General features: G+C 55.8%; 30 protein-coding genes. 3 read left to right on the forward strand and 27 right to left on the reverse strand.

Going from position 1 to position 23566, the window contains the following annotated elements:
• Position 1: 1 nt before the first annotated feature.
• The 22 genes from ACMGGU_RS18105 to ACMGGU_RS18210 all read right to left on the reverse strand — a co-directional run bounded on the left by ACMGGU_RS18105 (position 2) and on the right by ACMGGU_RS18210 (position 15401).
• A complete protein-coding gene (locus ACMGGU_RS18105; RefSeq protein ID WP_420300819.1) occupies positions 2-2263 on the reverse strand; it encodes a phage tail tape measure protein in 2262 nt (753 codons plus the stop codon).
• Complete coding sequence (locus tag ACMGGU_RS18110) at positions 2256-2375, reverse strand: GpE family phage tail protein (RefSeq protein ID WP_023616176.1); 120 nt, start codon at positions 2373-2375, stop codon at positions 2256-2258. The genes ACMGGU_RS18105 and ACMGGU_RS18110 overlap by 8 nt, the downstream gene beginning before the upstream one ends.
• 32 nt (positions 2376-2407) lie before the next feature.
• A complete protein-coding gene (locus ACMGGU_RS18115) occupies positions 2408-2710 on the reverse strand; it encodes a phage tail assembly protein (protein WP_045910026.1) in 303 nt (100 codons plus the stop codon).
• 56 nt (positions 2711-2766) lie between these two features.
• The gene (locus ACMGGU_RS18120) at positions 2767-3285 is read right to left on the reverse strand and encodes a phage major tail tube protein (RefSeq protein WP_045910027.1); all 519 of its coding nucleotides are present in this window, start codon (positions 3283-3285) and stop codon (positions 2767-2769) included.
• A gap of 11 nt (positions 3286-3296) precedes the next feature.
• Positions 3297-4484: a phage tail sheath protein gene (locus ACMGGU_RS18125; protein ID WP_234084597.1), complete on the reverse strand. Its 1188-nt coding sequence runs from the start codon at positions 4482-4484 to the stop codon at positions 3297-3299.
• Positions 4485-4871: 387 nt separating this feature from the next.
• Positions 4872-5309, reverse strand: coding sequence for a tail fiber assembly protein (locus ACMGGU_RS18130; RefSeq protein WP_023616180.1), 438 nt, complete (start codon positions 5307-5309; stop codon positions 4872-4874).
• Positions 5310-5311: 2 nt separating this feature from the next.
• Complete coding sequence (locus ACMGGU_RS18135) at positions 5312-7183, reverse strand: phage tail protein (RefSeq protein ID WP_234084601.1); 1872 nt, start codon at positions 7181-7183, stop codon at positions 5312-5314.
• A gap of 11 nt (positions 7184-7194) precedes the next feature.
• Entirely contained in the window at positions 7195-7725 is a 531-nt protein-coding gene (locus tag ACMGGU_RS18140) for a phage tail protein I (protein WP_023616181.1), read from the reverse strand.
• The gene (locus ACMGGU_RS18145; protein WP_045910030.1) at positions 7718-8626 is read right to left on the reverse strand and encodes a baseplate assembly protein; all 909 of its coding nucleotides are present in this window, start codon (positions 8624-8626) and stop codon (positions 7718-7720) included. The genes ACMGGU_RS18140 and ACMGGU_RS18145 overlap by 8 nt, the downstream gene beginning before the upstream one ends.
• 5 nt (positions 8627-8631) lie before the next feature.
• On the reverse strand, positions 8632-8982 hold the full coding sequence (locus tag ACMGGU_RS18150; protein ID WP_420300820.1) for a GPW/gp25 family protein: 351 nt from the start codon (positions 8980-8982) through the stop codon (positions 8632-8634).
• Positions 8979-9620: a phage baseplate assembly protein V gene (locus tag ACMGGU_RS18155; protein WP_045910032.1), complete on the reverse strand. Its 642-nt coding sequence runs from the start codon at positions 9618-9620 to the stop codon at positions 8979-8981. Before ACMGGU_RS18155 ends, ACMGGU_RS18150 begins: the two co-directional genes overlap by 4 nt.
• Positions 9621-9732: 112 nt before the next feature.
• Positions 9733-10200: a phage tail protein gene (locus ACMGGU_RS18160; RefSeq protein WP_262764883.1), complete on the reverse strand. Its 468-nt coding sequence runs from the start codon at positions 10198-10200 to the stop codon at positions 9733-9735.
• A complete protein-coding gene (lysC, locus tag ACMGGU_RS18165; protein ID WP_229226321.1) occupies positions 10163-10408 on the reverse strand; it encodes an Rz1-like lysis system protein LysC in 246 nt (81 codons plus the stop codon). Before lysC ends, ACMGGU_RS18160 begins: the two co-directional genes overlap by 38 nt.
• Positions 10296-10721 (reverse strand): Rz-like lysis system protein LysB, encoded by a 426-nt coding sequence (gene lysB / locus ACMGGU_RS18170; protein WP_420300821.1) that lies wholly within the window; start codon positions 10719-10721, stop codon positions 10296-10298. The genes lysC and lysB overlap by 113 nt, the downstream gene beginning before the upstream one ends.
• A complete protein-coding gene (locus ACMGGU_RS18175; RefSeq protein ID WP_045910035.1) occupies positions 10718-11227 on the reverse strand; it encodes a lysozyme in 510 nt (169 codons plus the stop codon). Before ACMGGU_RS18175 ends, lysB begins: the two co-directional genes overlap by 4 nt.
• On the reverse strand, positions 11211-11432 hold the full coding sequence (locus tag ACMGGU_RS18180; RefSeq protein ID WP_023616187.1) for an HP1 family phage holin: 222 nt from the start codon (positions 11430-11432) through the stop codon (positions 11211-11213). The genes ACMGGU_RS18175 and ACMGGU_RS18180 overlap by 17 nt, the downstream gene beginning before the upstream one ends.
• On the reverse strand, positions 11423-11626 hold the full coding sequence (locus ACMGGU_RS18185; RefSeq protein WP_024906438.1) for a tail protein X: 204 nt from the start codon (positions 11624-11626) through the stop codon (positions 11423-11425). The genes ACMGGU_RS18180 and ACMGGU_RS18185 overlap by 10 nt, the downstream gene beginning before the upstream one ends.
• A 178-nt stretch (positions 11627-11804) precedes the next feature.
• Positions 11805-12245, reverse strand: coding sequence for a DinI-like family protein (locus ACMGGU_RS18190; RefSeq protein WP_023616189.1), 441 nt, complete (start codon positions 12243-12245; stop codon positions 11805-11807).
• A gap of 109 nt (positions 12246-12354) precedes the next feature.
• Positions 12355-14538 carry a replication endonuclease gene (locus tag ACMGGU_RS18195; protein WP_420300822.1) on the reverse strand — a complete coding sequence of 728 codons (2184 nt, stop codon included), beginning with the start codon at positions 14536-14538 and terminating at the stop codon, positions 12355-12357.
• 7 nt (positions 14539-14545) lie between these two features.
• Entirely contained in the window at positions 14546-14767 is a 222-nt protein-coding gene (locus ACMGGU_RS18200) for a TraR/DksA family transcriptional regulator (protein WP_048028939.1), read from the reverse strand.
• Positions 14767-14994 carry a DUF2732 family protein gene (locus tag ACMGGU_RS18205; protein WP_334761332.1) on the reverse strand — a complete coding sequence of 76 codons (228 nt, stop codon included), beginning with the start codon at positions 14992-14994 and terminating at the stop codon, positions 14767-14769. Before ACMGGU_RS18205 ends, ACMGGU_RS18200 begins: the two co-directional genes overlap by 1 nt.
• 68 nt (positions 14995-15062) lie before the next feature.
• A complete protein-coding gene (locus tag ACMGGU_RS18210; RefSeq protein ID WP_023616298.1) occupies positions 15063-15401 on the reverse strand; it encodes a DUF5347 domain-containing protein in 339 nt (112 codons plus the stop codon).
• Positions 15402-15628: 227 nt separating this feature from the next.
• On the opposite strand from ACMGGU_RS18210, the gene ACMGGU_RS18215 reads away from it, so the two are divergent.
• Positions 15629-16204: a phage repressor protein CI gene (locus ACMGGU_RS18215; RefSeq protein WP_262802152.1), complete on the forward strand. Its 576-nt coding sequence runs from the start codon at positions 15629-15631 to the stop codon at positions 16202-16204.
• Between the two features lie 55 nt (positions 16205-16259).
• Here the strand turns inward: ACMGGU_RS18215 and ACMGGU_RS18220 are convergent, their stop codons facing one another.
• Complete coding sequence (locus tag ACMGGU_RS18220) at positions 16260-16607, reverse strand: hypothetical protein (protein ID WP_063622461.1); 348 nt, start codon at positions 16605-16607, stop codon at positions 16260-16262.
• Complete coding sequence (locus ACMGGU_RS18225) at positions 16604-17107, reverse strand: hypothetical protein (RefSeq protein ID WP_080347321.1); 504 nt, start codon at positions 17105-17107, stop codon at positions 16604-16606. Before ACMGGU_RS18225 ends, ACMGGU_RS18220 begins: the two co-directional genes overlap by 4 nt.
• 397 nt (positions 17108-17504) lie before the next feature.
• Between ACMGGU_RS18225 and ACMGGU_RS18230 the strand changes: the two genes are divergently transcribed.
• Positions 17505-18674: a DNA repair protein gene (locus ACMGGU_RS18230; RefSeq protein ID WP_223539591.1), complete on the forward strand. Its 1170-nt coding sequence runs from the start codon at positions 17505-17507 to the stop codon at positions 18672-18674.
• Here the strand turns inward: ACMGGU_RS18230 and ACMGGU_RS18235 are convergent, their stop codons facing one another.
• Entirely contained in the window at positions 18675-19439 is a 765-nt protein-coding gene (locus ACMGGU_RS18235; RefSeq protein WP_063622465.1) for a siderophore-interacting protein, read from the reverse strand.
• A 147-nt stretch (positions 19440-19586) separates the two neighbouring features.
• Between ACMGGU_RS18235 and ACMGGU_RS18240 the strand changes: the two genes are divergently transcribed.
• Complete coding sequence (locus tag ACMGGU_RS18240) at positions 19587-20081, forward strand: PadR family transcriptional regulator (protein WP_045910044.1); 495 nt, start codon at positions 19587-19589, stop codon at positions 20079-20081.
• Here the strand turns inward: ACMGGU_RS18240 and ACMGGU_RS18245 are convergent.
• Entirely contained in the window at positions 20078-21637 is a 1560-nt protein-coding gene (locus tag ACMGGU_RS18245) for a methyl-accepting chemotaxis protein (RefSeq protein WP_045910045.1), read from the reverse strand. The genes ACMGGU_RS18240 and ACMGGU_RS18245 overlap by 4 nt on opposite strands.
• Before the next feature lie 337 nt (positions 21638-21974).
• The gene (locus ACMGGU_RS18250) at positions 21975-23495 is read right to left on the reverse strand and encodes a PAS domain-containing methyl-accepting chemotaxis protein (RefSeq protein ID WP_047072884.1); all 1521 of its coding nucleotides are present in this window, start codon (positions 23493-23495) and stop codon (positions 21975-21977) included.
• Positions 23496-23566: the final 71 nt, after the last annotated feature.

Consider the following 23566-nt stretch of genomic DNA (forward strand, 5'->3'; position numbering starts at 1 on the left):
CTCAACCATACATTAAGCTGGATTGCTGCCGTCTCGCTTTATCCTGTTCAATGCTATCTATTGTCTCCCGGATTTGACGCGTCAGATCCGTTGCGGAGGCCGTGCCCCCCTGCAGCGTGATGTGATATTCGCTTTTACTCTGATCGACGTAAGAGCGTCCTCCCGGCACGAGGGTTGGCTGATACCCCTGGCCGACGCCAGAGATCCCCGCCACCGGAATGGACGCACTGCCCGCAGGAGAGGATGTCGCGTCTGCTTTTGCCGCCGCGGCATCGAGATTACCCGACTCGTTTTTGATAAGACCGAGTTTCTCCAGCAGCCAGCTGGCCTTGCCGCTCAGGCTGTTAAAGAGATTAAGCGGTGCCATTAGCGCATCCCCCAGCGCCTGACCAAAAATCACGCCAGCGTTTTTACAGCTATCCAGCGTTTCCTGCGTCGCCTTAATCGGCGCAATCAAATCGGTGAACCACTGCCATATCCCGCCCAGTTTTTCTGAAATGAAACCAAACGCCTGTAAGAGCGGAGAGAACAGCTCGCCCAGCGGTGCGAAGACCGCAGACAATCCCTCAATCACCCCGCCAAAGAAGGCGCTGATGGGCTCCCAGTATTTGAAAATCAGCAAAGCACCGGCGGCAATCGCCGCGCCAAGGGCTATCACCGGCCAGCTAAGGGCGCCCAGCACCGTCATGACGGCGCCGCCCACCACGCTGAATACCGTTCCTAACATCCCGGCCGCGGTAATAACCATATTGATGCCCGTCAGAACCGGACCAATAACCGTGCCTACGCCACCCAGTACCCCAGCAAATGCCTGCGCGCCGACAACAATGCTGGCGAGGGTCTGCGTCAGCTCAGGGTTGGCATTCACCCACAGGGAGGCCGTGCCAAGCCAGCCGGTTGCGGTTGTTATCAGGTTGCGCAAAGCGCCATCTGCTTTATCAAATACGTCAATCTTCAGCCCGCTCCACGCGGCCTGGAATTTGCTGATATCGCCGTCAAGATTGTCGGTCTGCACGGAAGCCACGATCGCGGCACTGCCCGTTGCCCCCTGCAACTGCTGGCGTTTTTTATCAAGCGCGCCGTTACCCGCGGCTGAACGCAGTGCATCCGGAGCCTGGAGCTGTCGCAGCATCGCGCTGAGCGCGTCCCCGGCGGCGGCACCGTTCATTCCCTTTTCCGTCAGAACGCCAAGCTGCGCGATTGTCTCTTCAAGACCCATACCTGTCGCATCCGCAGCGGGCGCAGCGGCGGTGATGGCCGCCGCCATCTCAACGAGACTGGTGTTCGAAGAGGTAAACCCGCGGGTAAGTAAATCTGCGATGCGTCCCGCATCCGTATCGGCCAGGTTATAGGCGGCCTGCGTGCTGGCGATCATATCGGCCGCTTTAGCCGCGTCGACATTCCCCGCCAGGCTGAGGTTAACCGTGGGTACAGTGGCAGCAATAACCCCATCGGCGTCGTAGCCTGAACGAGCCAGTTCGGTTTGTGCACGGACGACCGTATCTGCGGGGACTCCGGTCCTGGCACTGACCTCTCGGGCCTGCTGGCGAATGGCCTCAAGCCGGGCGTCGCCCTTCTCCAGACCAAGGCTTGCCTGAATAGTCGACATCTGTTTTTCAAAACTGATGCCAGGCGCCATAAACCGAGACGTCTGATCAAAGCCCGCTTTGGCCATGCCCACGCCCGCATTAGCCAGCTGATGCACCCGCGCGGCAACGCGTTTGCCTGACTCGTAGCGATTCTGAACGGTACTCAGCTGCGCTTGCTGCTGATTGACGCGGGCCAGCGCATCCCGCTGTCGGTTAAGCTGCTGCGTTTTTTCGCCGATCTGACTTTTTAAACGACGCTCATCCGACGAAAGCGTTCGCGTGTTGATTCCCGCCTGAGCGAGTTCAGTCCGCTGACGCTGTACCGAGTAACGTAAGCTGTTGTACTCAAGCTTGAGGTTGGCTGCCGATTTTCGGGCTGCGGACAGCGCATCAGCCTGTGCCTGAGTAGGGTTTTGTGTGTTTTTAAACTGCAACGCCAGCGCCGCCGCCTGCTGTTTCGCCTGAGCAAGCGACTGCTCCGTCGTGGCGAGCTGGGCATTTGCTTTTCTGAAGCCGTTAATACGCCCCGCCTGCTCGTCGAGCGCCCCCAGCGCCGTCTGCGAATCATGGATATCGCTCGCGAGAGTCAGGCTGGCGTTCTGGAGAGCGTTAAGCGGTCGGCTTGCACGATCAACTGCCTTAAGCAGCTCCTGAAGACTGACATTATTACTCATGGTGGTTTCCGCTTCGCTGCAGCGCTTTTTCGCGCCATAAGAGGAGTTCGGTCACGCTAAGGGAGTACAGTTCTGACGGCGGCCAGTGAAAAATCACCGCGATATCCGCCATCAGATCGTCGACCGACAGGTTTTCGGGAAATCTCAGCGAGCCGAAGCCGGTGACAAAAAACCGATCACCTTACCGGCAAAAGAGAGCAGATCGCAGGCATCCAGACGCGCAACTTCATGCTCGGTCAGAGCCGGCGAGGTCATTCGCGGCAGCACCTTGATCAGGGCATCAACGTCGGATTGCGCCAGCGAGGCCAGCGAGATCCCACGCAGAGTCCCGGCATTCGGTTTGGAGACCGTCACCTGTTCAATTTTTTGCTCACCGCGCTGAACGGGGCTATCAAGCGTGACGATGTATGAGCTGTTGTTCATGGCGTTCTCGTTGCTATTTTCCATTTCATTACTCTTCTGAAAGTTAGCTTACCGGCCGGCTATCCCGGCCGGTTAAAGGGTTACAGGCCGATGGCCTTACGGTGTTCAGCCAGACGATCGACGCCGTCGACTTTCAGCACCATGTTGATGATGTCGATTTCGATGATCTCTTTGCCATCAATGGTCAACTGGTAGTACGCGCACTCGGTGGACATCTTGGTGGTGCCGCTTTCGCCCTGCTTGTTCTCGCCGCCATCAAACTCTTTATGACGGCCGCGCATGACGATTTCGACGGCGGAGATTTCGCCGGTATCATCACGCTGGAAAGAGCCGGTAAAGCGCAGCGGCACGCTGTCCGCGCCCGGAGAGGCGTACTGCGCCCACAGCGCGGCGTCCGGCAGACCGCCAACGGTCCACTCCAGCGCCAGGGCATCATCGTCCAGACCGAGATCGACAGAGACCGAGCCCGGCATACCGCCGCCGCGATACTTCTCCAGCTTGCGGGTAAGCTTCGGTAGGGTCACAGACTCAACAACGCCCATATAGCTCAGGCCATCGTTGAACATATTCAGGTATTTAAGTTTGCGTGGTAACGCCATGCTTCAGCTCCTTAGCTATTAACCGAATCTGACAGGTCTGCCAGATAGGTATCGGTGATGCGCTGGCGCAGGGTAAGATTTTCCAGCGGCGGGACAGGGGTGTAGTCGTAATCGATATACAGTTTCCCCGCTTTCAGGGTGGTTGCGTCGTTCGACTCAGGGTCATACCAGCAGGAGCCGTCGACGATATAGCCGTTGGTTTTCAGCTCGCGGAACTTGGCATTAATACCGGAAACGATGTCGCGGATAAGCGTTGGCGTGATGGGTTTATCCATCGCCCACGCGTGCGCTTCCGCCATGGTATCGGCCAGCACCTGCGCGGTACGGGTGTAGTTTTCAAAGACGAATAACGGGTCGTCAGAGCAGGTACGGTTACCCCAGAATTTGAAGCCGTCGTTGCGAATCAGCGTGGTGACGCCTGCCTGGTTAAGCAGGTTCGCATCGGTAGCCTGTTCCTGCAGATCCCAGGAGACAGAAGCGCTTACGCCCGTGACGCCGTTGACGCCAACGTTTGACAGGGTTTTATGCCAGCCGATGGTCTGGTCGATTTTGGCGCGCAGGCCAAGCGCGCGAGCGGTTGCCCAGGCCGTCGTCGTTGCGTTCGTGGTGGTATCCCATGCCAGAAAATCAGGATGGATAACCATCAGCTCGCGCTGGCTGAAGTTTTTGCGGTAGTCGATCGCCTCAGAAATGGTTTTACATCCCCATGCGCTGACATAGCCGAACGCGCGCAGGCTCTGGCACATCGCGGCCAGCGCGGTTGCCACTTCCTGAGAATCCAGCCCCGGCACGCCGAGAATACGTGGCTTAACGCCGGTTACCGTTTTCGCCGTGAGAAGCGCCTTCAGGCCGGTATATTTACCGTTTTCATCAGTAGTACCGATGATGTTGGAAACGGTCTGTTTGCGCGCCTCCTCAGGGGTTTCAGCGGTGCCTTCAGCCACGCGAACAACAACGACAACCGGTTTACACTGGTCAGCAATCGCCTGCAGAGAAGCGGACAGCGTCCCCGCCTTGCCGGCTTTCGCAATCGCAGTTTGCACGTTGGTAATGAGCACGGGCTCGTTTAAAGGAAATGTCTTGTCGTCAGCATCGCTGGCCGTACAGACCATACCGATGATTGCCGTCGAGACGGTGGAAATGGTGCGGGTGCCATCGTTGATTTCGATAACTTCCACGCCGTGGTGATAGTCGCCCATCCGGTTAACTCCTTCGTTTAGTGGTGAGGCTATTTTCTCTTGGGCGAAGGAGGTATGAAACGTAATGCCGTTGGAGGTAGGGCAGCACAACATAGAGTGAGTGGTTGACCCGCGCGGGAAAGGTGACTGAGCGTTTTGAGCGATCAATCATAAGTAATTGATCGTCGATTACCATTATTAATGAGTGAATATTATCGATATCGTTGCGCCATTAACGAGGTAATAACGATTTTACTCTGGTTAGCTGGCGGTCTGACTGCATGATGAATTTTTGGTTATTACTGGCTCAAATTTTTTATCGGTAATAAAACAGAAAAATATGAGTGATGCCCCTATAAATAAGAAATAGCCCGCGTGATGCGGGCCTTTTCTTTATAATAAGACAGTTTAAACAGATATCCACTCAGGAGTTTTAGGCCAGTCTGGTACACTGAGGTCAACCCCCGTCAGTTCAACAACGTATTTTTTCAGTTCTTCCAGTTGTGTTTTTTCTTCCTCGGTAGCCATCCCCAAATCAACTGCAGACTGCAGCGGAAAAGCGCTTACCGCCGCCTCGCGTTGCCTGCTCAATAGCTCTCTGCGATTAGCCGCGAGGATTTCTTCTGGTGTCCTGACCGGTGCGGCTACAGTGACCCACTCCATCTGTTTGCTCTCGACGTTGTAACTGGGGGCGCAGTTAACGGGAGCGGCGCCGACAAATTTTTCATGCTCTGAATCACTGACCCGGACAAGGTCATCCGGCAGAGCGTTAACAGACTTGTAATAGCGCAAACTTTTAATCGGATAAAAGCCGCGCGTTTTATTGCTGAATAACTGACTATGCATAACTAATATCCTGTTACCACAAAAGAGAAATAGCCGCTCATATTTCGCGAGTGAAGAGAGAAAGCACTTGCACTTAAAGGGTTAGCTGTCCAGTAAGAATCTTTGTCATTTCCCCCTGCTCCGCTGAAAGAGCCACCTATTGCGAGGATTCCGTTAGGAAAAGCAGCCGGAAGATAAACAGTGACATCCGGGTTGGAATTGGAGTTGGAAGCAACCCCGCCAATACACTGCATGAACACCTGACCGTTGCCGTGACGGTAATAGGCGGAGCTGTTTCCGGTGGTGGTCGACCCTGACTGGTTCGGTGGTGGGTTGTTCGAAGAATAAACCCTTACCTGCCCGCCGGATTCAAACACCCCTTGACCCGCAACGATATTGCCTCCGCTGTTAATTTGCCCAGCAGCAAAAATTGAGTCACCGCTATAAAGCCGTTGGGGTGCATTGAATGTTCCGTTTGCATCAAAAGAATACAGGGCACCACTGCCAGAATCCCCAATGATATGAACGACTGCGGAACCAAAATCATTTTTACCCGATCGTAATATGCCAAAACTAACAGAAGCGCCATATCCATGACCACTCGTTACAGACGTTCCTTTCACGATCGGAAGGTATACCGAATTATCTTTAGCGGTAGTGTATCCACCAACAAAAAACGGTGCTGAGCCATTCGTATATTGATGTGCAAATGCCCCACCTCCCTGCCAGTATTCCGGCTTAGTGGCGTAATACTTTGCACCATCGAGATAATCAACGCTTCCCCCGTAGTTTGTGAGAACTTTCGTCCAGCTCCCCCAGTATCCGTTATCTCCATTTAAGGTACGGAATTTTAGTTGTTTACCACCATCACTATAAGACGCAGCATATTGCACCCGATAGTTACCACCCAGTCCTCCCACATCAAGAATTGTCGCCTCATAGCCAGGTGAATAGGCCGCACTGGCATAACAGAAACTTACGGAATTAGCAGGAAGACCGCTTGCGTCTTTAATCTCTCTGCTCGCTTCAGCAGCAACAGACCGTATAGCAAGCGCACCACCGTTAACCACCACGCGCCCGGGCGTGATGTCGTCACGACTTTCCTGGGCATTTTTACCAGCAGCAGTACCCAGACTGTTTTTCAGCTTAATGAGATCATCACTGACAGTCTTCACAGACTTTGGTGTGGCCGCAAGCGTCTCTGAAGCACTATCGGTCGCACTGCTAAGCTGAACAATCCCCTTTTGTCCGGTAGTCGCATCCTGAGCCGTATACTTACCACGGGCAAGATCGTAGGCAGCCTTAACCGCTTTCGGCGTTGCGGCCAGCGTTTCAGACACACTATCAGTCGCACTACTGAGCTGCGTAAATCCTTTAGCCGTTAGCGTGGCATCGGGATGACGGCGAGACTGCTCATGCTCCTCAAGCTTCTCATCAACATACTCTTGGGTCGCCATTACCGTAGACGTATCTATCGAGAGCTCGACCGAGGCGATATCACTGACCATGATCACCATTCTCACGGTCTGTGCACGGCCCGATCCCTCCTCCAGCAATGGTTTGTAACTTTCCGCCATGTTGCCGACGGCAATCAGCGTACCGGTGTCATCGTAAAGCCCCATCTCACGCATCCAGAACCCCCCCGCTTCGGGAGGAATGAGAAGCTCCGCGATTACATAGTTAAGCTTTTTATTGTCCTGGCTAATTTTATTCAGCCCATGGCGCCAGACTTCATTAACCAGCTTCGTCTGCCCGGCATCAGGAACCGGCAATGTGCCGCCACCGTCACCCACGGCCATCGCCGTAAAATTGACTTTCTTGCCGTTCGGGACGGTCGCGGCAGCCAGTTTTTCGGCACCGGCTTTGGTGATAACCGTTTTATATTTTACTGTCATTGTGCTCTCACTTATCCGGGATAAACCGTGATGATGTCGCCGTCATAGCTCAGGGCGCCGGTATAGAGATAACCCGGTATGTCCTGGATGATATTCAGGCCAATAAGGTGGCGGCTGGCAGGCTTTGCATCAGCAATAAGCCTCTCCATTTCGTAATACATTTCCTCGGTGATGCCCGTGTCCAGTACGCCGATATCAAGGCGGAAGGTGCCGGGCGGATCGTTGGTTTGCCACCACTCGGTAACATTAATCAGATAGCCAAGCGGCTCCACCACGCGACGTACAGCGCCTATCGTTCCCTTGTGGGCATGAATAAACCACGCGGCGCGGATCACCTCCCGTTTGGTGGCCTCCGGCCAGTTCTCATCCCAGCGGTCAACCGAAAACGCCCACGCCAGCCAGGGCAGCAAATTCGCCGGACAGGTGTCCGCATTCCAGAGATGGCGCAGCGGAACCGGCGTATTTTCGATGTCCGCACAGGCGCGCGCCGCGGCGACCTCAAGCGCCGATGAGCCGACCGGTAAAAGGCGGGCATTACTCATCGTTTCCCCCCACGGTTACGCTGTAGTGGCTGCACCAGGAGGCCTGAGTTTCATCAAGCACGATGTCAGCCGCGGGTGCGGTCAGTTCCACCCGCTGCACCCCTTCCACGTGAAGGGCAGCGTAAATGGCTGACTTGCGGATATCGCGTCCCAGCCGATGCTGAGCCGTGATGTAGGTCTGTAATCGGGCTCTTGCCGCATTGAGTACTGGTTCACTTTCGGGGCCGGGAAAAAGGAAAAGCGATGCTTCAATGCTGTAGTCGACAATGTTGGCCGACTGGACGGTCACGCGGTCGGCGACGGGCCTGACGTCCTCATCGTTCAGCGCATTGCGAACAACGGCGAGCAGTTCCTCAGACGCTACGCCGTTATTCTCCCGGGAGAGCACAGAAACCGTGACGTTTGCGGGCTGTGGGCTAATGACGGAAATGTCAGCCACCCGACCATCTGCACTACGGCCATGGAACTGATACGCGCCCGTCGAACCGGCCACGCTCAGCCCTTCCGGTGCCTGCTGGATGCGCAGACGAAAGTCGGTATCGGACTCCATCACAGCCGGAGTGGGCGGTAACGTGGTGTCGTCGGCAGGGGTAATCGTCAGACGCGCAAGGTTCGCGTTTGCCCCGATCTGGTCCAGGTCGCGGCCTGCCGCATAGGCCAACATGACCGCCCGTGCAGCCTCGTTTACGCGCTGGCGCCAGATGACTTCCCGGTAGGCGTTCTCCTGCAGCAGCTTCACAATCGGCTCTGATTCCAGCGTCAGCGTCCGTGCAATCGCCTCTCGCTCCTCTTCCGGATAGAGGGAGACAAAGGTGGCCTTTCGTTCTGCCAACAGCGTTTCATAATCCACCTCCTCCACGACATCAGGCGCGGCGAGCTGGCTCAGATCAACAATAGCCATAGCGTTTAACTCAGTGAAATGGTGATAGAAAAGGATTGTCCGGAGGTCGGGCGCGTGCCGGTGATATCGACATACAACGTCCCGTCGTTCTCCGAACGTTCGAAAGTGATGGCCGTCAGGCTTATCCGCGGCTCCCATTTCTGGATGGCGGAATAACAGGCGGCCATGATCTGCAGGCGCAGCGCCGGGCTCTGCGGCCTGTCTATCATCGCCGCCAGCAGTGAGCCGTAATCCCGGCGCATGACCCGCGAGCCAATCGGCGTAACCAGAATGTCGCGCACGCTCTGCCGGATGTGGTCAGCCTCTGAAAGGCTTAGCCCGGTCTGCCTGTTCATTCCCCTGTGACGCACCGTCATTGTGTCCCCTTAGTCCAGCTTCCGCCGCTTTGCACACTGCCGTGCGCGTGGTTGTCCACCTGCACCCCGTTGGAGGTCAATTTACCGCCGGAGTGCTCAATATTTCCGGTCATCACCCCGCCCTTCTGCACTTCCAGCGAGGCGGTAATTAACTTGTTGGTACACACCACTTCAGGCGTATCCAGCGTGATGCGGGACGTTGAGATCACCCGCACTTCCGGCACGGTGGCGGTCAGCGATTCAGAAGCGGAAATGTCGGCCGTTTTAATACCTGAAACCGTCAGCGCCCCGCGTCCGGGTTCGTACTCGATCACCGCGCCGTCAGGGAACGCGACGTGGAACGCGTCAGGCGACCCGGACGGCGCCGGATGGTCATCAGAGAAAATGCCGGGCAGCACAAAGGCGGTATCCAGCTCACCGCCGATGGCCAGCAGCAGCACCTGCTCTCCCTCGGAAGGGGCCCACCACACGCGCGAACGTCCCGCACGGCAGGTTAGCCAGTTCAGCCAGGTGGTTTTCATCCCGCCGGTCTGGACACGACAAAGCCCTCTGTTGAGGTCAACGTCGGTCACAACACCGATACGAATCAGATTGCGGATCGCGCGAGCGATACCGTGCATGGAAGTTAATGTATTCATGAGAAGAGAATGCCGTTCAGGAGGAACGGCAGCAACGAGACGGGGTTTTCTGCGGGATGATACAACAAGCGGTCCAGACTGCAGGCGGCTGGCGGCCTTCAGCGGGGGGAGCTTAGTCCTCCCACTGGCTGACCAGCTCACCGTTGATGTACAACGCCTTCGGACGCGTGACGGGCTCCGGCAGCGGCGGCTCCGGGGAATAGGTCGTGTGCAGAACGCCCTGTTCCTCGGAAACAAGAATGCGCTCGGTTAATTGCATGCTGATGCTGATATCCATCGTAGCGTCATCGTTTAAGACGATCGCGAAGGTGTATCCGTTTTTGCGTCCGTCATCGAGGGTAAAAATGTCCGGCTGGTTTTCCCGCAGCCAGGCCAGTACCGGAACAAAAAATCCCTCGCTGTCGCCCGTGAAACCGCTAACCTTCGCGTTTAGCACATACCGTTTTTCAAAGGAGAGCGAGGAGGCCAGGCGGGCGTCTATATTGCCGCTGCCGACCGACATCTGCAGGCGCTCCGGGTTGGCATTCAGTTGGGGGATCGCGTCAATTAATGCCTGACGCAGGCTCTTGAGTTTGTGCATCGAGTTTATCCTGACAGTCTTTAATGGTTTCAACCTGCAGCGCGCAGGCGATAAGGGCGTACTCAAGCCTGCGAATATCGGCGCTGAGATCGCCGTTAGTGGCGGGTTCGCTTCCCGGCATCGGGCAGCGGCTCACCTTCGGGCAGGCGTTGTAAACAATGGGCTGCGGAGGCGCAGGCGGTGCGGGTGTGCAACCTGCGGACAGCATCAGGCAGCTGAGCGGTATACCAGCGGCGTAACGCTTCATTTTCATTGAGTAATCTCCCAATAGTCGCTTCCCGTCTTGCCCTCTCCTCGCCCGCAGCGACAAGCTCTTCACGGAGCCTGACCTGGGCGTTTTCGTTTGCTCTGGCCATCCGTTGCGACTGGGACAGCTGATGGTTGAGCGTGGCGAGGGCATTTTTTTGTTCGCTGGCGACCCGGTTGACCGTGGCTAAGGAACGGGACAGGGTCTGGTTGTCATGACGAAGCCACAGTGCGATCGCCAGCAGCCCGGCCAGCAGCAGCATGACGACTCTCATGGCAGCCCCTTCATGCACCAGGCCTTCTCGCGGACACGGCGGTTTTCCAGACCGGTATTTTTGACGCCGTTGACGTACACCCAGCGGGTAAGCTCGCCGCATGCCTGCGACCACTGTTTACGCTTAATAAAAGACACCAGAGTCGAACGGCAGGCGGCGCCTGCGCCAACATTAAAGGTAAAACTCACCAGCGCGTCGTAGACACGCGGCGGCATCTCCACCGGCGCGCACGCCGTCAGCCGTCGCTCAACGTTGAGCACATCAGCAACCAGATTTACCGCGGCCTCACGCTCGGTAATGTCCCGCGTCGGCACAACGTTTGCCGTGTGGCCAATGCCTGACGTCCATACCCCAGCGCTGCACCGATAGGGCGAGAGGCGACAACCTTCGAGATCGGCAATCAGCGCCAGCCCCTCAGGGGACGTTTTCAGTAATCGAAAATCGGGCATCAGCACAGCCAGGGCCAGCACGCCGGCGACGCTGCAACGCTTAATGATTGAGTTCACGAATGCTCTTCTTATCGAGGCCCAGCGACTGAAGATAGCGCCAGGTTTTTCGCTTAAACCAGTAGTTCGTCAACGCGGTAAAAATGGCGCAAACACTCCCCACGTACAGCGCGACCTTTTCAGGCGACATCGCCCCGAACCAGGCCAGCGCCACGGCCAGCCAGTAGGCGATAAACGTGGTGATTTTCTCCAGGCTCAGTCCCATAGATTTACGGATTCTTTGGTGGGGGCGCTATTTACCTCCGGCATCTCTACCGGCGTGCCGTGAGGCAAGATAACGCCTGACTCCGCGAGGCCAGGATTGGCCTTCAGAACGGCTTCTACGACGCCAGCCGTGCGCCCATAATAGCGGGCGCAAACGGCATCAAGCGTGTCCCCCTGCATTGCATAGATCTTCATCAGACGCTCCCAACATCCGGTTACCAGGTACTGTAGAGTTTCCCGGGCTGGCGGCCTTTTCGCTATCGCTGAAGGATGGACAATCGCGGACACAACAGACCGTCCACAAGCAGCGAAGCGTGGGTCAACGAAAGCGCAAAATCTGAATGAGGGCGTGCGTTCGGGTAATGACGCTGGGCTAGCGCCAGCTCTCGTCTTCCCAGACTTCCCGGAGAATATTATCCAGCATCTCGCGATCGGCTTCTCCTTCGAGCCCCTGGAGCTCTACTCCCGTCATCGATCCTATTTTCACGGTCACCCGCGATGACGGGAACAGGGACCTTATTCGGCGGGTCAGTTCGTTCTGGAAGGCCTCGACGACGCCATGGCCAATCTGCTGGTCTTTATCGAGCGTAATGTTCACCCGAACGTTACCTTCTTTTTTGATGCGTTCCGGAACAGGCGATGCTGAGAAAACAACGGTAAACGCATTGTTTTTGATTAAATTTCCCCGTGCAATTTCAGCAATCAAATTCAGGGCAATCTCACGATCTCTTTCCTGACATGTTCCTTCTGTCGTCAGTCGAGCAATCATCTCGACGCGTTCAATCATGACCTGCTCGTTCAACTCTCTGTCCACACAACCTCCACCACGAGATACTGTATAAACATACAGTAGCACGTATTCATAAAAAGAGTGAAGCGAAAAATCAGAACTCTTCACGGTATGTGCATGATATCGATGGAGATTAGCGTGCTCTCAGAGCGAACAGATCCGATAAATGCCCTATACGTTCAAGGATTTTCCGCGCCTTATGCTGATAAGAACGCGCTGCCGGAAAGAGCGTTCCGTCAACTGCGCCTCTGCACCATTTGTCGTTAAAACGGCTTACGCCGCCCGCCATAAGATGCAGGGCCTCTGCGCGGCTGATGGCGATTCCGGTGGCGAGCCGAACCTCATCAATCACCTTCTCCGGGACCCCGTTCTGCGGATCCCGCTCGTAGACAAAGGGCGCCGCTGCGCCGGGCCGGATGCGCTTAATACGCTCGGTTAATGCCCGTCTCGCACGCCGGTTGAGGGGTTGAGAGAGATCGCTCAGCGTACAGTTATTGACAGAACTCCGAGAAGGCGCAGATACATCCTCAGGCTCCTGGGCCCGCTTCGGCACAATTTTCCACTGCGTGAGCCGGGTTAAAACCGGGCTGCCCGCGCCGACGGCGGAATCGTACACGCCGCGGATGCGGACCGTTTCTTCGCCGTACTGGTTAAACCCGGTACCCGGCTCATACAGCGTGCGCACCTGTAAATCATCGCGACGCACAAACGGGCCGCCCTGTGCAGTGACGTAACCCGCCCAGTCACCGGCGTCGGCAGCTTCATGGACGGCAGCAAACTCGACGCTCAGACCACGCGCGGTCTCTGCGTCAGCCAGTCGGCGCAGCTCGCGGTAGACCGTTACCGGCGCGCCGCCGATGAACTGAAACTGGCGAATGTGCCAGCGCCCTGCCCAGGCCGATACGGCGGACGCCGTCTCCTTCAGCAGGCCGCCGCTTTCGTTATCGGTCTCGCCATCGAGCGCATAGCCGTCGATATTCTTTGAGATGTATTTGGCGATATAGCCGGTAGCGCTGCCTTTCTGCGGATCGATCGCGTCCGCGTGAAAGCGAGCCTGTCTGGCGCTTTCGCTCTGCAGCTCAGCGGCATCCTCCTCCCGGGCGTAGTCCCCTATAATCCGGCGAACGCATTCGACGTCTTCCGGCCGCATAAACACTAGCATGTGCCAGTGGGGCGTACCGTCGTGATGGGGTTCCGCGACGCGGATACCAAAGATACGGCGGCCCTCCCGGTGCAGCTTTGCGCGGATGCGCGCCCACATCCGGGTGAGGTAGCCTTGCGTCTCCGCCGGGCTGGCCCCGTTCCACTTCGCGTTGGGGTAGCCCGATTTCACGGTGGCGTGATACTGCGCGGGGGCGGTGAAGGTATAGAATTCGCCCACATAGCCCAGCGCCTGGCAGATATTTTCAAACCCGCGAATGCGGGTCATGAGCTCACAGCGACGTATCGCCGGGTTGGCCACCGAGCTATCGTATTTTTCAATCAGGCTAATGCGGTTGCCCTCTTCATCTTCCAGCTCCATGCCCTTGAGAAATTCACGGGTGCGGCGCTTCTGCTCGCGCCACTCGGTCACGCAGCGTTTGCTCGCGTACGCCATTCTCTTTTTGCTGACGTTGCCGAGGGCAATCTGCAAATGCTCGCGCCAGGCAGCCGCGATCCGACGTAAACGCCCGCGCCACCACGCCTCGGAAAACATCCGCATCACCGCGGCGGCAACATCGTCTTTGTTGAAAAATGTCTTCGACACCCGCTCCCAGTGCGGAGGCGACACGTTGAACTGCCGGGCAATCAGTCCGGCGCGCTGATACCAGATGAAGAGCGTCTGGTATTCGCCCATATCAGCATCGTTAATATTTGCCAGCTCACCGCGAATAAAGCTGGCAATATCGCCGGCCAGCAGGTCGATATCCGCGCGGGACATATCCGGCAGACGGTTATAGCGGGCAACCAGTTCAACCATTCGCGAGGCAAGGTACTGCAGAAGCTGGGTATCGAAATGGCCTTTAAACACGGCTCGGGAGACTGCGTCATGCAAACCTGCGCAGGCATAGCGTTCAGAGACCCGCCGCAGGCGGGGCAATATCCTGTTGCAGAAGCGGATCAAAAAGGCGTTAGCCTGCGGATTGCCCCGATGCTGTTCGAGGGCGTCAACGGCGCGCCAGACCTCAAAACGCACGCAGTCAGGCTGCTGTGAGAGGGCCATTCTTGCCTGCTGCAGCGCCGCGAAGAAGCGATCGCGACGCTGCTGCTGGGCATGGGTAAGATAAGGGCTGGCAATAGCTGACCGCGGCACATTCCACGGATAAGCGAATGACATAGCCAACTCACCCTCCCCGGACGTGTTTATTTTTCATCTCCGCGATCTCCTGACAGGTGACGCACAGGGCCACGCCGGGCACCGCCATACGGCGCGCCTGCGGTATTGGAGCCTCGCACTCCTCGCAGAAGAAACGTGAAGGCGATGCGGGTCGTCTGCGGGCGCTATTAATGTGGCGCTCCCTGTCTTCCTGCTCGCGCGCCTGGGCAAGATCGATAAAATCGGCCATCAGTGCAGCTCCTGGGATTCACGCTCGTAGCGAGCCGCCTCGTGGCACAGCAGTTCGGCAACGTCTTCTCCGCTCATGCCGGTTTTGTAGATCTGGCTTGCCAGCGCCTCCAGACGCAGGGAGACCGCAAGGGCGCGCGCGCATCGTTCCTCTGTTTTTGCCTCCATCAGCAGGCGTTGCAGTTCTTCACTTGCGATCGGATAAGGGCGGTTTTCACTGTGTCGCATTACGAGTTCTCCTTAAATTCAGGCAACAGGGTGCCCGGCGGGTTTACGCCATTCGTTTTTGGGTTGGGTTACAACGGCATGGTCAGCCGTTCAGGAAATAAACTCACAACAGCACGAAAATGATTCATCGCGGTAATTAGCGCTCTTTTCTCCTCTGTGGTCAGCTCGCTGATATCGCACTCATGACGGGCGACGGGTAATCTCGCCAGGAAAAAGAGAGCGGCCAGCGCCCTGCTGTTCTCCTCAAAAAAGGGATCGCGCTTATCGCGCATGTCAGCCATAAACCTCGCCAGCTCTTTCCCGCTATCGCTCCCGTAGCGGGCGCGCAGTTCAGCGATGTGGTTAAGCCCGCTAAGACGCGCCCCCACGCTTAGTGGAACCCTTGCACGGGCAGCTTCTATCGCCATATCTCCCCTCGCGTAAATGTATGCACGCTAATGCTTTCAAAACGGGCAGAGCACGGCTTTTTCCGCCGTTTGAGGATTGCGATTTCGGAAGCCATGCTGCATGATTCCCATTTTGATAATGCCTGCAATCATTAGCCTCAGTTTGCCAACGTCTGCCGCTGATTGCCCGAATTTGTAATGATACTAATACCCAAATGAGTATTAGTAAACACCCAAAGGAATATATTTTGATACTAGATTCTCAAGTGAATAATGAAGAATTGCTCGATAGAATCTGTCAGGTATATGGTTTCACGCAGAAAATTCAGCTGGCCCGACACTTTAATATCGCCGCCAGCTCGCTTCAGAACCGCTACGCGCGCGGTACCATCTCTTACGACTTTGCGGTTCAGTGTGCGCTGGACACTGGCGCCAACCTCCGCTGGCTGATGACCGGCCAGGGTGCGCAGTTTGCAGGAAACCCCGCCCCGGGCGATCCCGTTTCGGTTGCGACATTCACACTCAGTGACGGAAGGCTGGAAGAAAATTCCATTTTGAGTATCGACGCTGCTTTCTTTAGCAAACCGCTGACGCGCGGCATCGCCGTCCGCGCGGAGGGGAAACTGCACTTTATCGAAAAAGAGGCGTCGTTAACCGACGGCCTGTGGCTGGTTGAGATTGAAGGCACCGCCAGCATCCGCGATCTGACGCTGCTGCCGGGGAAAAAACTTCACGTGGCGGGCGGCAAGGTTCCCTTTGAATGCGGTATCGACGAGATAAAAACGGTGGGACGCGTGGTGGGGATCTATAGCGAGGTTAGCTGAAGATACTAAATTCAAGGCTGACGAGATTCGCCAGCCTTTTGGTTGATTTTAAACGCTATTTTTCGATGTAGTTGTAAGAAGTCAGAATTCCTTTGTCAGAAAAATCGACGGACAGGTGCTGCTTGCGATCCAGATTAAGAGGAATGATGAGATAGATACGACGATCGATGATCTGCGACGTATACTCCCAGTGGCGCGTATTATTGTAGTCAGCCGTATTTGCTGGTACGCCAAAAGCAATCAGCACATCTTTGCGGGTCGTGACCTCTGGGATCAGCTTCTGCTTTATCTCTTTTTCCGAATACTGAGCCAGGCTTGTCGCCTTGGTTCCGTCGTAGTTCGATGCACATGAGACGCTCAGGAGACAGGCTAACGCCACACCTAAAAAGTTAATGGCTTTCACTGTACAAAATCCTTTTCAACATAAATGCCATTGACGGTATCAAGCGCGACTTCTTTCATATAAAGCACGCAATATCCCGTTTTATCGCTATAGCTAATATGCCCTTCGTAGATCTTTTTCTTTTCTGGCGTGAAAGTCAGCGATACATTACATCCCTGATATAAAGCGTGCTGGATAGTGGTTTTTTCATCTGGCACAATCAACGTTTCGAAATAGTCTTTATCGTATTTCTTCCCCGTGACTTTAGGGAGACCAATATCTTTCGTCGACCCAAGGAAAGGGTTCAAATAACGATTGTGCTTAAGTACCCACCCACCTGTTTCTTTACCAGATTTATCATACTGATAGATGCCATAACTCATCGGTGGGCCAATGAGACGAAGCTTAGCGACATCCTCGCTACTCGGCGGTGGCGTGTACATTTTCGGCTCAGGAAAGAAAGTACTGCAGCCAGAAAGACTCACTATTGCTGGAATAATTATATATTTTAAAAATCGCATACAGTTACCTTTATATATATCCTTGCTTATTTTTCAGAGAGACACCCCGAGGCATTAACATCCCTGAATGCTATTAACAAATCACTCATAGATATAAAGGTCAACTAAAAAAAATAAATTTAGGTTTAGTGTAATAAAAATGCGCGTGCCGTTGGATTTTGAGGAGTTTATTAATACTCTTTGAACAACGAATCGCCAATGTTGGCTCACTCTTCAAGCGTGGCAACACTGGCAGAGCGGGAACCGTAAACTCAACCCCTCCAGTTCCTTTACTCACAAACTGCAAAACTAAAGAAATCCCCCATCGCGCCGATCATCATCCGTGTGTATTATTTCCTGTAGCTTTTACAACAACTAACCTTAACTCAAATACTTAAGCGCCAAAGCGAAAGGCATCATGAGCACACCGATCAAACGGCTAGAAATCATTAAAAATGCCATTGAACTGGAAGATGACGACATCATCCAGAGCCAGCTGACACGCCTGAAAAATGAAGCGTTTGACGATGAGCTACAGGCAATCGTCGTGGCGCTCGAGGAGAAGAACTACACCGCGGCCATGGCGGCAATTACCGCCTGGCTGCAGGGCCAGCGCGCCGTGACCCCGTGGCGCGATCCGCAGGTGGCGGCCAGCAAGCTGGAGCTGAAGGCGCTGGAAGAGCGTCTGCGCGATCTGATTGACCGCCGCAACGCGCGGGTGCAGCAGCTTGATGAGTTCAACGATCTCTATTTCTCACGCCTCGGGCCGCTGATGCAGCAGATCCTCGCCCTGCGAAAAACGCTGGCGGAGCTGAACCTGCGTCGTCAGCAGGCGGAAGCGCGTCGTCGCGAGGAGGATTACCGTCGCTGCCAGCACTATATGGCGCAGGCGGTAGAAGTGCTGGCGACGCTCACCCAGCGCTGGCGCGATCTCCCGGCGGACTCCGTCCAGGCCGCCGAGGCGCGTAAGCATCTGGAGCAGCAAAGCAATCTGATTGCCAACCTGTTGGCCGAAGCGCAGGAGCTGGAGAGCGGCTTAACGCGCGAAGAGGAGCCTGCGCGTCAGGCTCGCGACGAGGCCAACGAAGAGTACGAGAAGTATCGCGAACAGCATCACGATGCCGAAGTGCGGCTGCGCAAAGGTAAGCATCTTTCGCAAGAGGATCAGAACGAACTCAAGCGTCTCTGGCGGCAGGCGAGCAAGCTCTGCCACCCGGATCTGGTGGCGGACGATCTGAAAGAAGAAGCCAACAACATGATGGTGCAGCTTAACCAGGCGAAGCAGCGCGGCGATGTGAAAGCCATTCGCTCGCTGGTGGCCCGCCTGCAGCAGGGCTTCGAGCCATTGATGGCCAGCGACAGGCTGAACGATCTGGAACGTATCCGCAAAAAAATGGCGCAGGTCCGCGAGCAGATCGACACCTTAGTGAACGAGCTGGCGGAGCTGGAGAAAGAGGAGTCCTGGCTGCTGGTCTCCTCGCTGAGCAATATGGAAGCGTACTTTGCTCAGCAGGAGAAAGCGCTGCACGAGGTCCGCACCTCGCTCGAACATCAGGTGAGCGAAGCGCAGCTGGATTCGGCAGCCTGATTATTTGGCGTGCCAGTATGCGCTGGCACGCACCAGCTGCGGGTCAATGGCGTCGGCTTCAAACTGACGGCTCAGGCTTTTCACCACCTTCCCTTCCCCGGTCAGCCAGATAAAGTAATCGTCCCCCGGAACGGTCAGCGTCGCCAGATGGTCCGCGACTGCCTGCTCGCTGTGGCCCACCACCCAGGTGATGTTGAACGCGCTCAGGTGCGCCAGATAGTCCTTATACGATTCATCCCCAACCGTCACGACCGCCTGCACATCCGGGCGAACTGGCAGTTGCGCAATACTCTCTAAGCGTCGACGCAGCGCGGGCATGCCGGACTCGTCGCACACGTACAGCTGCCAGGCGTAATCCTCCGGCACCACCAGCGAACCGCGCGGGCCGCCGATGGTCAGCTTATCGCCTACCTTCGCCTGTAGCGCCCATCCGCTGGCTATGCCGCCGTCATGAATGAAGAAATCCAACGCCAGTTCATGACGGGCCTCATCGTAGAGCGGCGTATAGTCGCGCGCCTGCGGACGCACACCGTCACCCCAGTCGATGCCTTCATCGGTGACCACCGGCGGCGTAAACGTCGTCCCGGGTGCCGGGAAAAAGACTTTGGTATGGTCGTCGAAACCGCGGGAGCTAAAGCCCTCCAGCGCCTCGCCGCCGAGCACAATGCGCTGGAAACCCGCGCTGACGCGCTCAACGCGGAGCACCGTCAGTTCGCGAAAACGCAGGTCATTACGAACACGCTGTGGATAACGGGTAGATGCCATTTTTAGACCCTTTTCTGGTGAATACGATATATCTAAATTAATTTTCAAATGATAATGATTACTAATAAGGAAAAATGCAAGATCTTTTAGATTGCATCTGAATATATCTTAGATATAGTTTAGATATATCAAAATGAAGGGCATATTATGCGACACGAACACGATGGCGGCGGACGTCGACCGCGCTTTTTTGGCCACGGCGATCTGCGGCTGGTGATTCTGGATATCCTGACCCGTAGCGCAAGCCACGGCTACGAGTTGATCAAAGAGATCGAGAACCTGACGCAGGGAAACTACACCCCGAGCCCGGGCGTCATCTATCCAACCCTGGATTATCTGCAGGATCAGACATTTATCACCATTACGGAAGAAGAAAACGGGCGTAAGCGCATTGCGATTACCGCTGAAGGACAACGCTGGCTGGATGAAAACCAGGAACAGCTGGAACAGATCCAGGTGCGTATCAAAGCGCGCAGCGTCGGCTTTCAGCTACGCAAAAACCCGCAGATGAAGCGGGCGCTGGATAACTTCAAGGCGGTACTGGACCTGAAGGTAAATCAGGGAGAACTCAGCGACGCGCAGCTTAAGCAGATCATCGGCGTGATTGACCGCGCGGCGCTGGAGATCTCCCAGCTGGATTAAGCCGGTGCGTGCTCGCTCACGCGGAAGACGCGTACCAGCTCTTTCAGGTGCATCGCCTGTTCATTAAGCGATGCCGCCGCCGCGACGGACTCCTCCACCAGCGCGGAGTTTTGCTGGGTGGTGGCGTCAATCAGGCCAATCGCGCTGTTGATCTGCGAGATCCCCTCCGTCTGCTCATGGCTGGCCTGACGGATCTCACGCAGGATCGCATCCATCTCCTCCACGTTGCCGACCATGCCGTTAATCAGACCACTCGCTTTTTCGACCAGGTTCATCCCGTCCTGGGTCTGGCTGGTGGAACTCTCAATCAGCTCCCGGATTTCGCTGGCAGACGACGCGCTCTTCTGGGCAAGCTGGCGTACCTCTCCGGCGACCACCGCAAAGCCGCGGCCATGCTCACCGGCGCGCGCCGCTTCCACCGCCGCGTTCAGCGCCAGAATGTTGGTCTGGAATGCAATGGCGTCGATCAGGTCGATAATGTCGGACATCCGGTTGGAGGTCTCGTTAATCAGGCGCATTTTGCTGGTCACCTGCTTCATCATCTCACCGTTGTTTTTGACCACCGTGGCGGCATCGGCAGAAAGATTGGTCGCTTCACCGGTATGCGAGGCGGTATTTTTCACCGTCGCGGTGATCTGCTCCATCGAGGCGGCGGTCTGTTCAACGGAGCTGGCCTGCTCTTCCGTGCGTGCGGCCAGATCCTGGTTACCGGCGACAATCTGCGCGGCTGCGCTGGAGATATTCTCCGAGCCGGTCTGCACCTGCTGCACAATATCCAGCAGACGCGTCTTCATCTCCATCAGCGCATGCAGCAACAAGCCCGTTTCGTCTTTGCCGTGTGGCGTGATGCTGCCCGTCAGATCGCCCTCTGAAATCGCTTTTGCGAAATTCACCGCCTCACCGAGCGGGCGGGTGATAGCGCGCACGATAAACCAGCCAATCAGGCTGCCTGCCGCAACGCTAAAGAGCGTGAGCAGGATCAGCAGCAGACGGTTAGACCTGAAATCCCCTTCCACCTGCGTACCCGCACGCTGCATCTCGCTGTTCTGAATGGCAATCAGCTCCTTCACCTTCGCTTTATAAGCCTGCTGCACGGCAAGGGTGGTGGTCATCATCTCCTGAATGGCGCCCGCACGGTTGTTGTTTTGCACTGCCTGCAAAATACGGTAGCGCGAATCCAGATACTGCTGGCGCACGCTGCGGATATCCGCCAGCACCTGCTGAGACTTTTGATCCTGCAAGGCGTTGTTCAGCTCGCCCAGAATCACCGTAATATGCTCGCTGATCTCTTTCAGGCGCTGCTGAGATTGCCCCGTGTAAGTACCCTGCTCGTCCAGCAGCATCAGCTGTTGAGTGCTAATAAATTCCTGGAAGTTATCGATTAACTGGTTCGCTTTTACCGTGGTCGGATAGTCATGGGTAATAATGGATTGCATCCCATTATTTGCCCGGTTCAGGCTCAGCAAAGACACACTTGCGCTGATCGCCATCAGGACAATAAAGAACCCAAACGCCAGAAATAATTTCGTGCCGATCTTTACGTCATGTAAGAACATATTTACTCCATCGATGTGATTATTTCTCAGACGATCGCTGTTATCGGTAACGGATTGGCTAACTTTATGACTTTGATCGTTTTTTTATTTCATAACCCTCACAATGCATAGGTGTAGGCTATTAATATTGCTTCATCGATCGTTACCAGACCGTCAAACGGGGTATTTTTGAAACAGGATTCTGAAGAACTGACTTAGGCAGGAATAAATAACTGAGGCACTTTCTTTAGTTATTTAATATTAAATTAACAATAAACCACATTAATAGTCACAATGGGAAAAATAAAAAGCCGTTTATTCCTTATGGTATAAACGGCTTTTTTGGAACATGGCTGACTCAATGGAGCACGGTCACCGCATCCTTAAGACGTCCGGCGCGATGCTTCACCATGGCAGAAATGTGCGCGCTCTCCTCCACCAGGTCGGCGTTTTTCTGCGTGATGCTGTCAAGTTCAGCCACCGCACGGGTTAACTCTGATAACCCGGTTGCCTGCTCGGAGGTCGCGTGGCTGATCTGGGCGATAAGCTGCGTCACGTTTTTCACCTGCACAACGATATCATCCATCGTACGGCCCGCAGCGTGTACCTGCTCAGAGCCGGACTGCACCTTGCTGGCGCTGGCATCAATGAGTTTACGAATATCATTAGCCGCACTGGCGCTGCGGCTGGCGAGATGACGGACTTCGCCCGCGACCACGGCAAAACCTTTGCCCTGCTCGCCTGCCCTTGCCGCTTCAACCGCCGCGTTCAGCGCCAGAATATTGGTCTGGAAAGCGATATCGTTAATCAGAGAGGTAATCGAGCCAATTCGCTGCGTGCTGTCGGCAATGTCATCCATCGTTTTAACGACGGTCTGCATCGCATTTCCCCCTTTCGTTGCCGCGCTGCTCGCGGCCACGGAGAGTTTGTCCACCTCGGCGGCGGTTTCGGAGTTACTCTGAACGGACGCGGCCATCTGGTTCATTGTCGCGACGGTCTGCTGCACGTTCGCGACGGTCTGACGCGTACGATCGTTCAGATCTTCATTTCCCTGCGCCAGCCTGTCGCTGCCGTCACGGACGCTCACCACCTGGCTCGACACGTCATTGATCAACCAGCGGCACATCAGGCCAAGCTGCCCTACCGCGCGCAGCGTCAGGCCCAGCTCGTCGCTGCGGTTCAGGTGCTGCACGCTATTGCGCTCGCCGGTGGCGACCTTCAGCGCCTGTCGCGCCACATTCTCGATCGGGCGGACAATCTGTTGCTCAAACAGCAGCGTTCCCAGCAGCATCACCACCGCGGCCGCGGCGAGCGGCGTCCAGCCTGCGGAGGTCGCGGCCAGCGTGGCGGCGAGTACGGCAAAGAGCACCGCCATCACGCTGCGCACGCGCCAGCGCAGCGGCATGGCCGGCAGTTTACCCAGCCAGCCCTTTCCCACCACCAGCCCTTTGTGAATACGTTTTTTACAGCGCCCGTCGTTCAGCGCCCGGTAGAGCGGCTCCACGGCGGCGATCTCTTCCGCTGTGGCTCTGGTGCGAATCGACATATAGCCCGTCACCTGCCCGCGGCGCACCATCGGCACCGCGTTAGCACGCACCCAGTAGTGGTCACCGTTTTTGCGCCGGTTTTTGACAATCCCGCTCCACGGCTCGCCCTGCTGCAGCGTGTACCACATATCGGCAAACGCGGCTTTTGGCATATCGGGATGGCGCACCATATTGTGCGGCTGGCCCGTCAGCTCATCGAGCTGGTAACCGCTCACCTGCACAAAGGTGTCGTTGGCGTGGGTAATGTAGCTGTGGATGTCTGTGGTAGACATTAAGGTGGTGTCATCGTCCAGAGGATATTCATTCTGGGTGACATAGGTTGGAGAGGACATGGCGTGCATCCCTTGCAGGTTATTTGAATGTTAATTTTGTGGGTCATTGTTTTTTCGGCGGTAAACAATTT

It is taken from the genome of Enterobacter sp. BNK-8, assembly GCF_048685095.1.
Lineage (GTDB): Bacteria > Pseudomonadota > Gammaproteobacteria > Enterobacterales > Enterobacteriaceae > Enterobacter > Enterobacter quasiroggenkampii.

Coding starts and splice junctions, on each gene's coding strand:
- ACMGGU_RS18105 (WP_420300819.1), bottom strand. CDS start 2,263: ATGAGTAATAATGTCAGTCTTCAGGAGCTGCTTAAGGCAGTTGATCGT.
- ACMGGU_RS18110 (WP_023616176.1), bottom strand. CDS start 2,375: ATGGCGGATATCGCGGTGATTTTTCACTGGCCGCCGTCAGAACTGTAC.
- ACMGGU_RS18115 (WP_045910026.1), bottom strand. CDS start 2,710: ATGGAAAATAGCAACGAGAACGCCATGAACAACAGCTCATACATCGTC.
- ACMGGU_RS18120 (WP_045910027.1), bottom strand. CDS start 3,285: ATGGCGTTACCACGCAAACTTAAATACCTGAATATGTTCAACGATGGC.
- ACMGGU_RS18125 (WP_234084597.1), bottom strand. CDS start 4,484: ATGGGCGACTATCACCACGGCGTGGAAGTTATCGAAATCAACGATGGC.
- ACMGGU_RS18130 (WP_023616180.1), bottom strand. CDS start 5,309: ATGCATAGTCAGTTATTCAGCAATAAAACGCGCGGCTTTTATCCGATT.
- ACMGGU_RS18135 (WP_234084601.1), bottom strand. CDS start 7,183: ATGACAGTAAAATATAAAACGGTTATCACCAAAGCCGGTGCCGAAAAA.
- ACMGGU_RS18140 (WP_023616181.1), bottom strand. CDS start 7,725: ATGAGTAATGCCCGCCTTTTACCGGTCGGCTCATCGGCGCTTGAGGTC.
- ACMGGU_RS18145 (WP_045910030.1), bottom strand. CDS start 8,626: ATGGCTATTGTTGATCTGAGCCAGCTCGCCGCGCCTGATGTCGTGGAG.
- ACMGGU_RS18150 (WP_420300820.1), bottom strand. CDS start 8,982: ATGACGGTGCGTCACAGGGGAATGAACAGGCAGACCGGGCTAAGCCTT.
- ACMGGU_RS18155 (WP_045910032.1), bottom strand. CDS start 9,620: ATGAATACATTAACTTCCATGCACGGTATCGCTCGCGCGATCCGCAAT.
- ACMGGU_RS18160 (WP_262764883.1), bottom strand. CDS start 10,200: ATGCACAAACTCAAGAGCCTGCGTCAGGCATTAATTGACGCGATCCCC.
- lysC (WP_229226321.1), bottom strand. CDS start 10,408: ATGCTGTCCGCAGGTTGCACACCCGCACCGCCTGCGCCTCCGCAGCCC.
- lysB (WP_420300821.1), bottom strand. CDS start 10,721: ATGAGAGTCGTCATGCTGCTGCTGGCCGGGCTGCTGGCGATCGCACTG.
- ACMGGU_RS18180 (WP_023616187.1), bottom strand. CDS start 11,432: ATGGGACTGAGCCTGGAGAAAATCACCACGTTTATCGCCTACTGGCTG.
- ACMGGU_RS18185 (WP_024906438.1), bottom strand. CDS start 11,626: ATGAAGATCTATGCAATGCAGGGGGACACGCTTGATGCCGTTTGCGCC.
- ACMGGU_RS18195 (WP_420300822.1), bottom strand. CDS start 14,538: ATGTCATTCGCTTATCCGTGGAATGTGCCGCGGTCAGCTATTGCCAGC.
- ACMGGU_RS18200 (WP_048028939.1), bottom strand. CDS start 14,767: ATGGCCGATTTTATCGATCTTGCCCAGGCGCGCGAGCAGGAAGACAGG.
- ACMGGU_RS18205 (WP_334761332.1), bottom strand. CDS start 14,994: ATGCGACACAGTGAAAACCGCCCTTATCCGATCGCAAGTGAAGAACTG.
- ACMGGU_RS18210 (WP_023616298.1), bottom strand. CDS start 15,401: ATGGCGATAGAAGCTGCCCGTGCAAGGGTTCCACTAAGCGTGGGGGCG.
- ACMGGU_RS18225 (WP_080347321.1), bottom strand. CDS start 17,107: ATGCGATTTTTAAAATATATAATTATTCCAGCAATAGTGAGTCTTTCT.
- ACMGGU_RS18230 (WP_223539591.1), top strand. CDS start 17,505: ATGAGCACACCGATCAAACGGCTAGAAATCATTAAAAATGCCATTGAA.
- ACMGGU_RS18235 (WP_063622465.1), bottom strand. CDS start 19,439: ATGGCATCTACCCGTTATCCACAGCGTGTTCGTAATGACCTGCGTTTT.
- ACMGGU_RS18240 (WP_045910044.1), top strand. CDS start 19,587: ATGCGACACGAACACGATGGCGGCGGACGTCGACCGCGCTTTTTTGGC.
- ACMGGU_RS18245 (WP_045910045.1), bottom strand. CDS start 21,637: ATGTTCTTACATGACGTAAAGATCGGCACGAAATTATTTCTGGCGTTT.
- ACMGGU_RS18250 (WP_047072884.1), bottom strand. CDS start 23,495: ATGTCCTCTCCAACCTATGTCACCCAGAATGAATATCCTCTGGACGAT.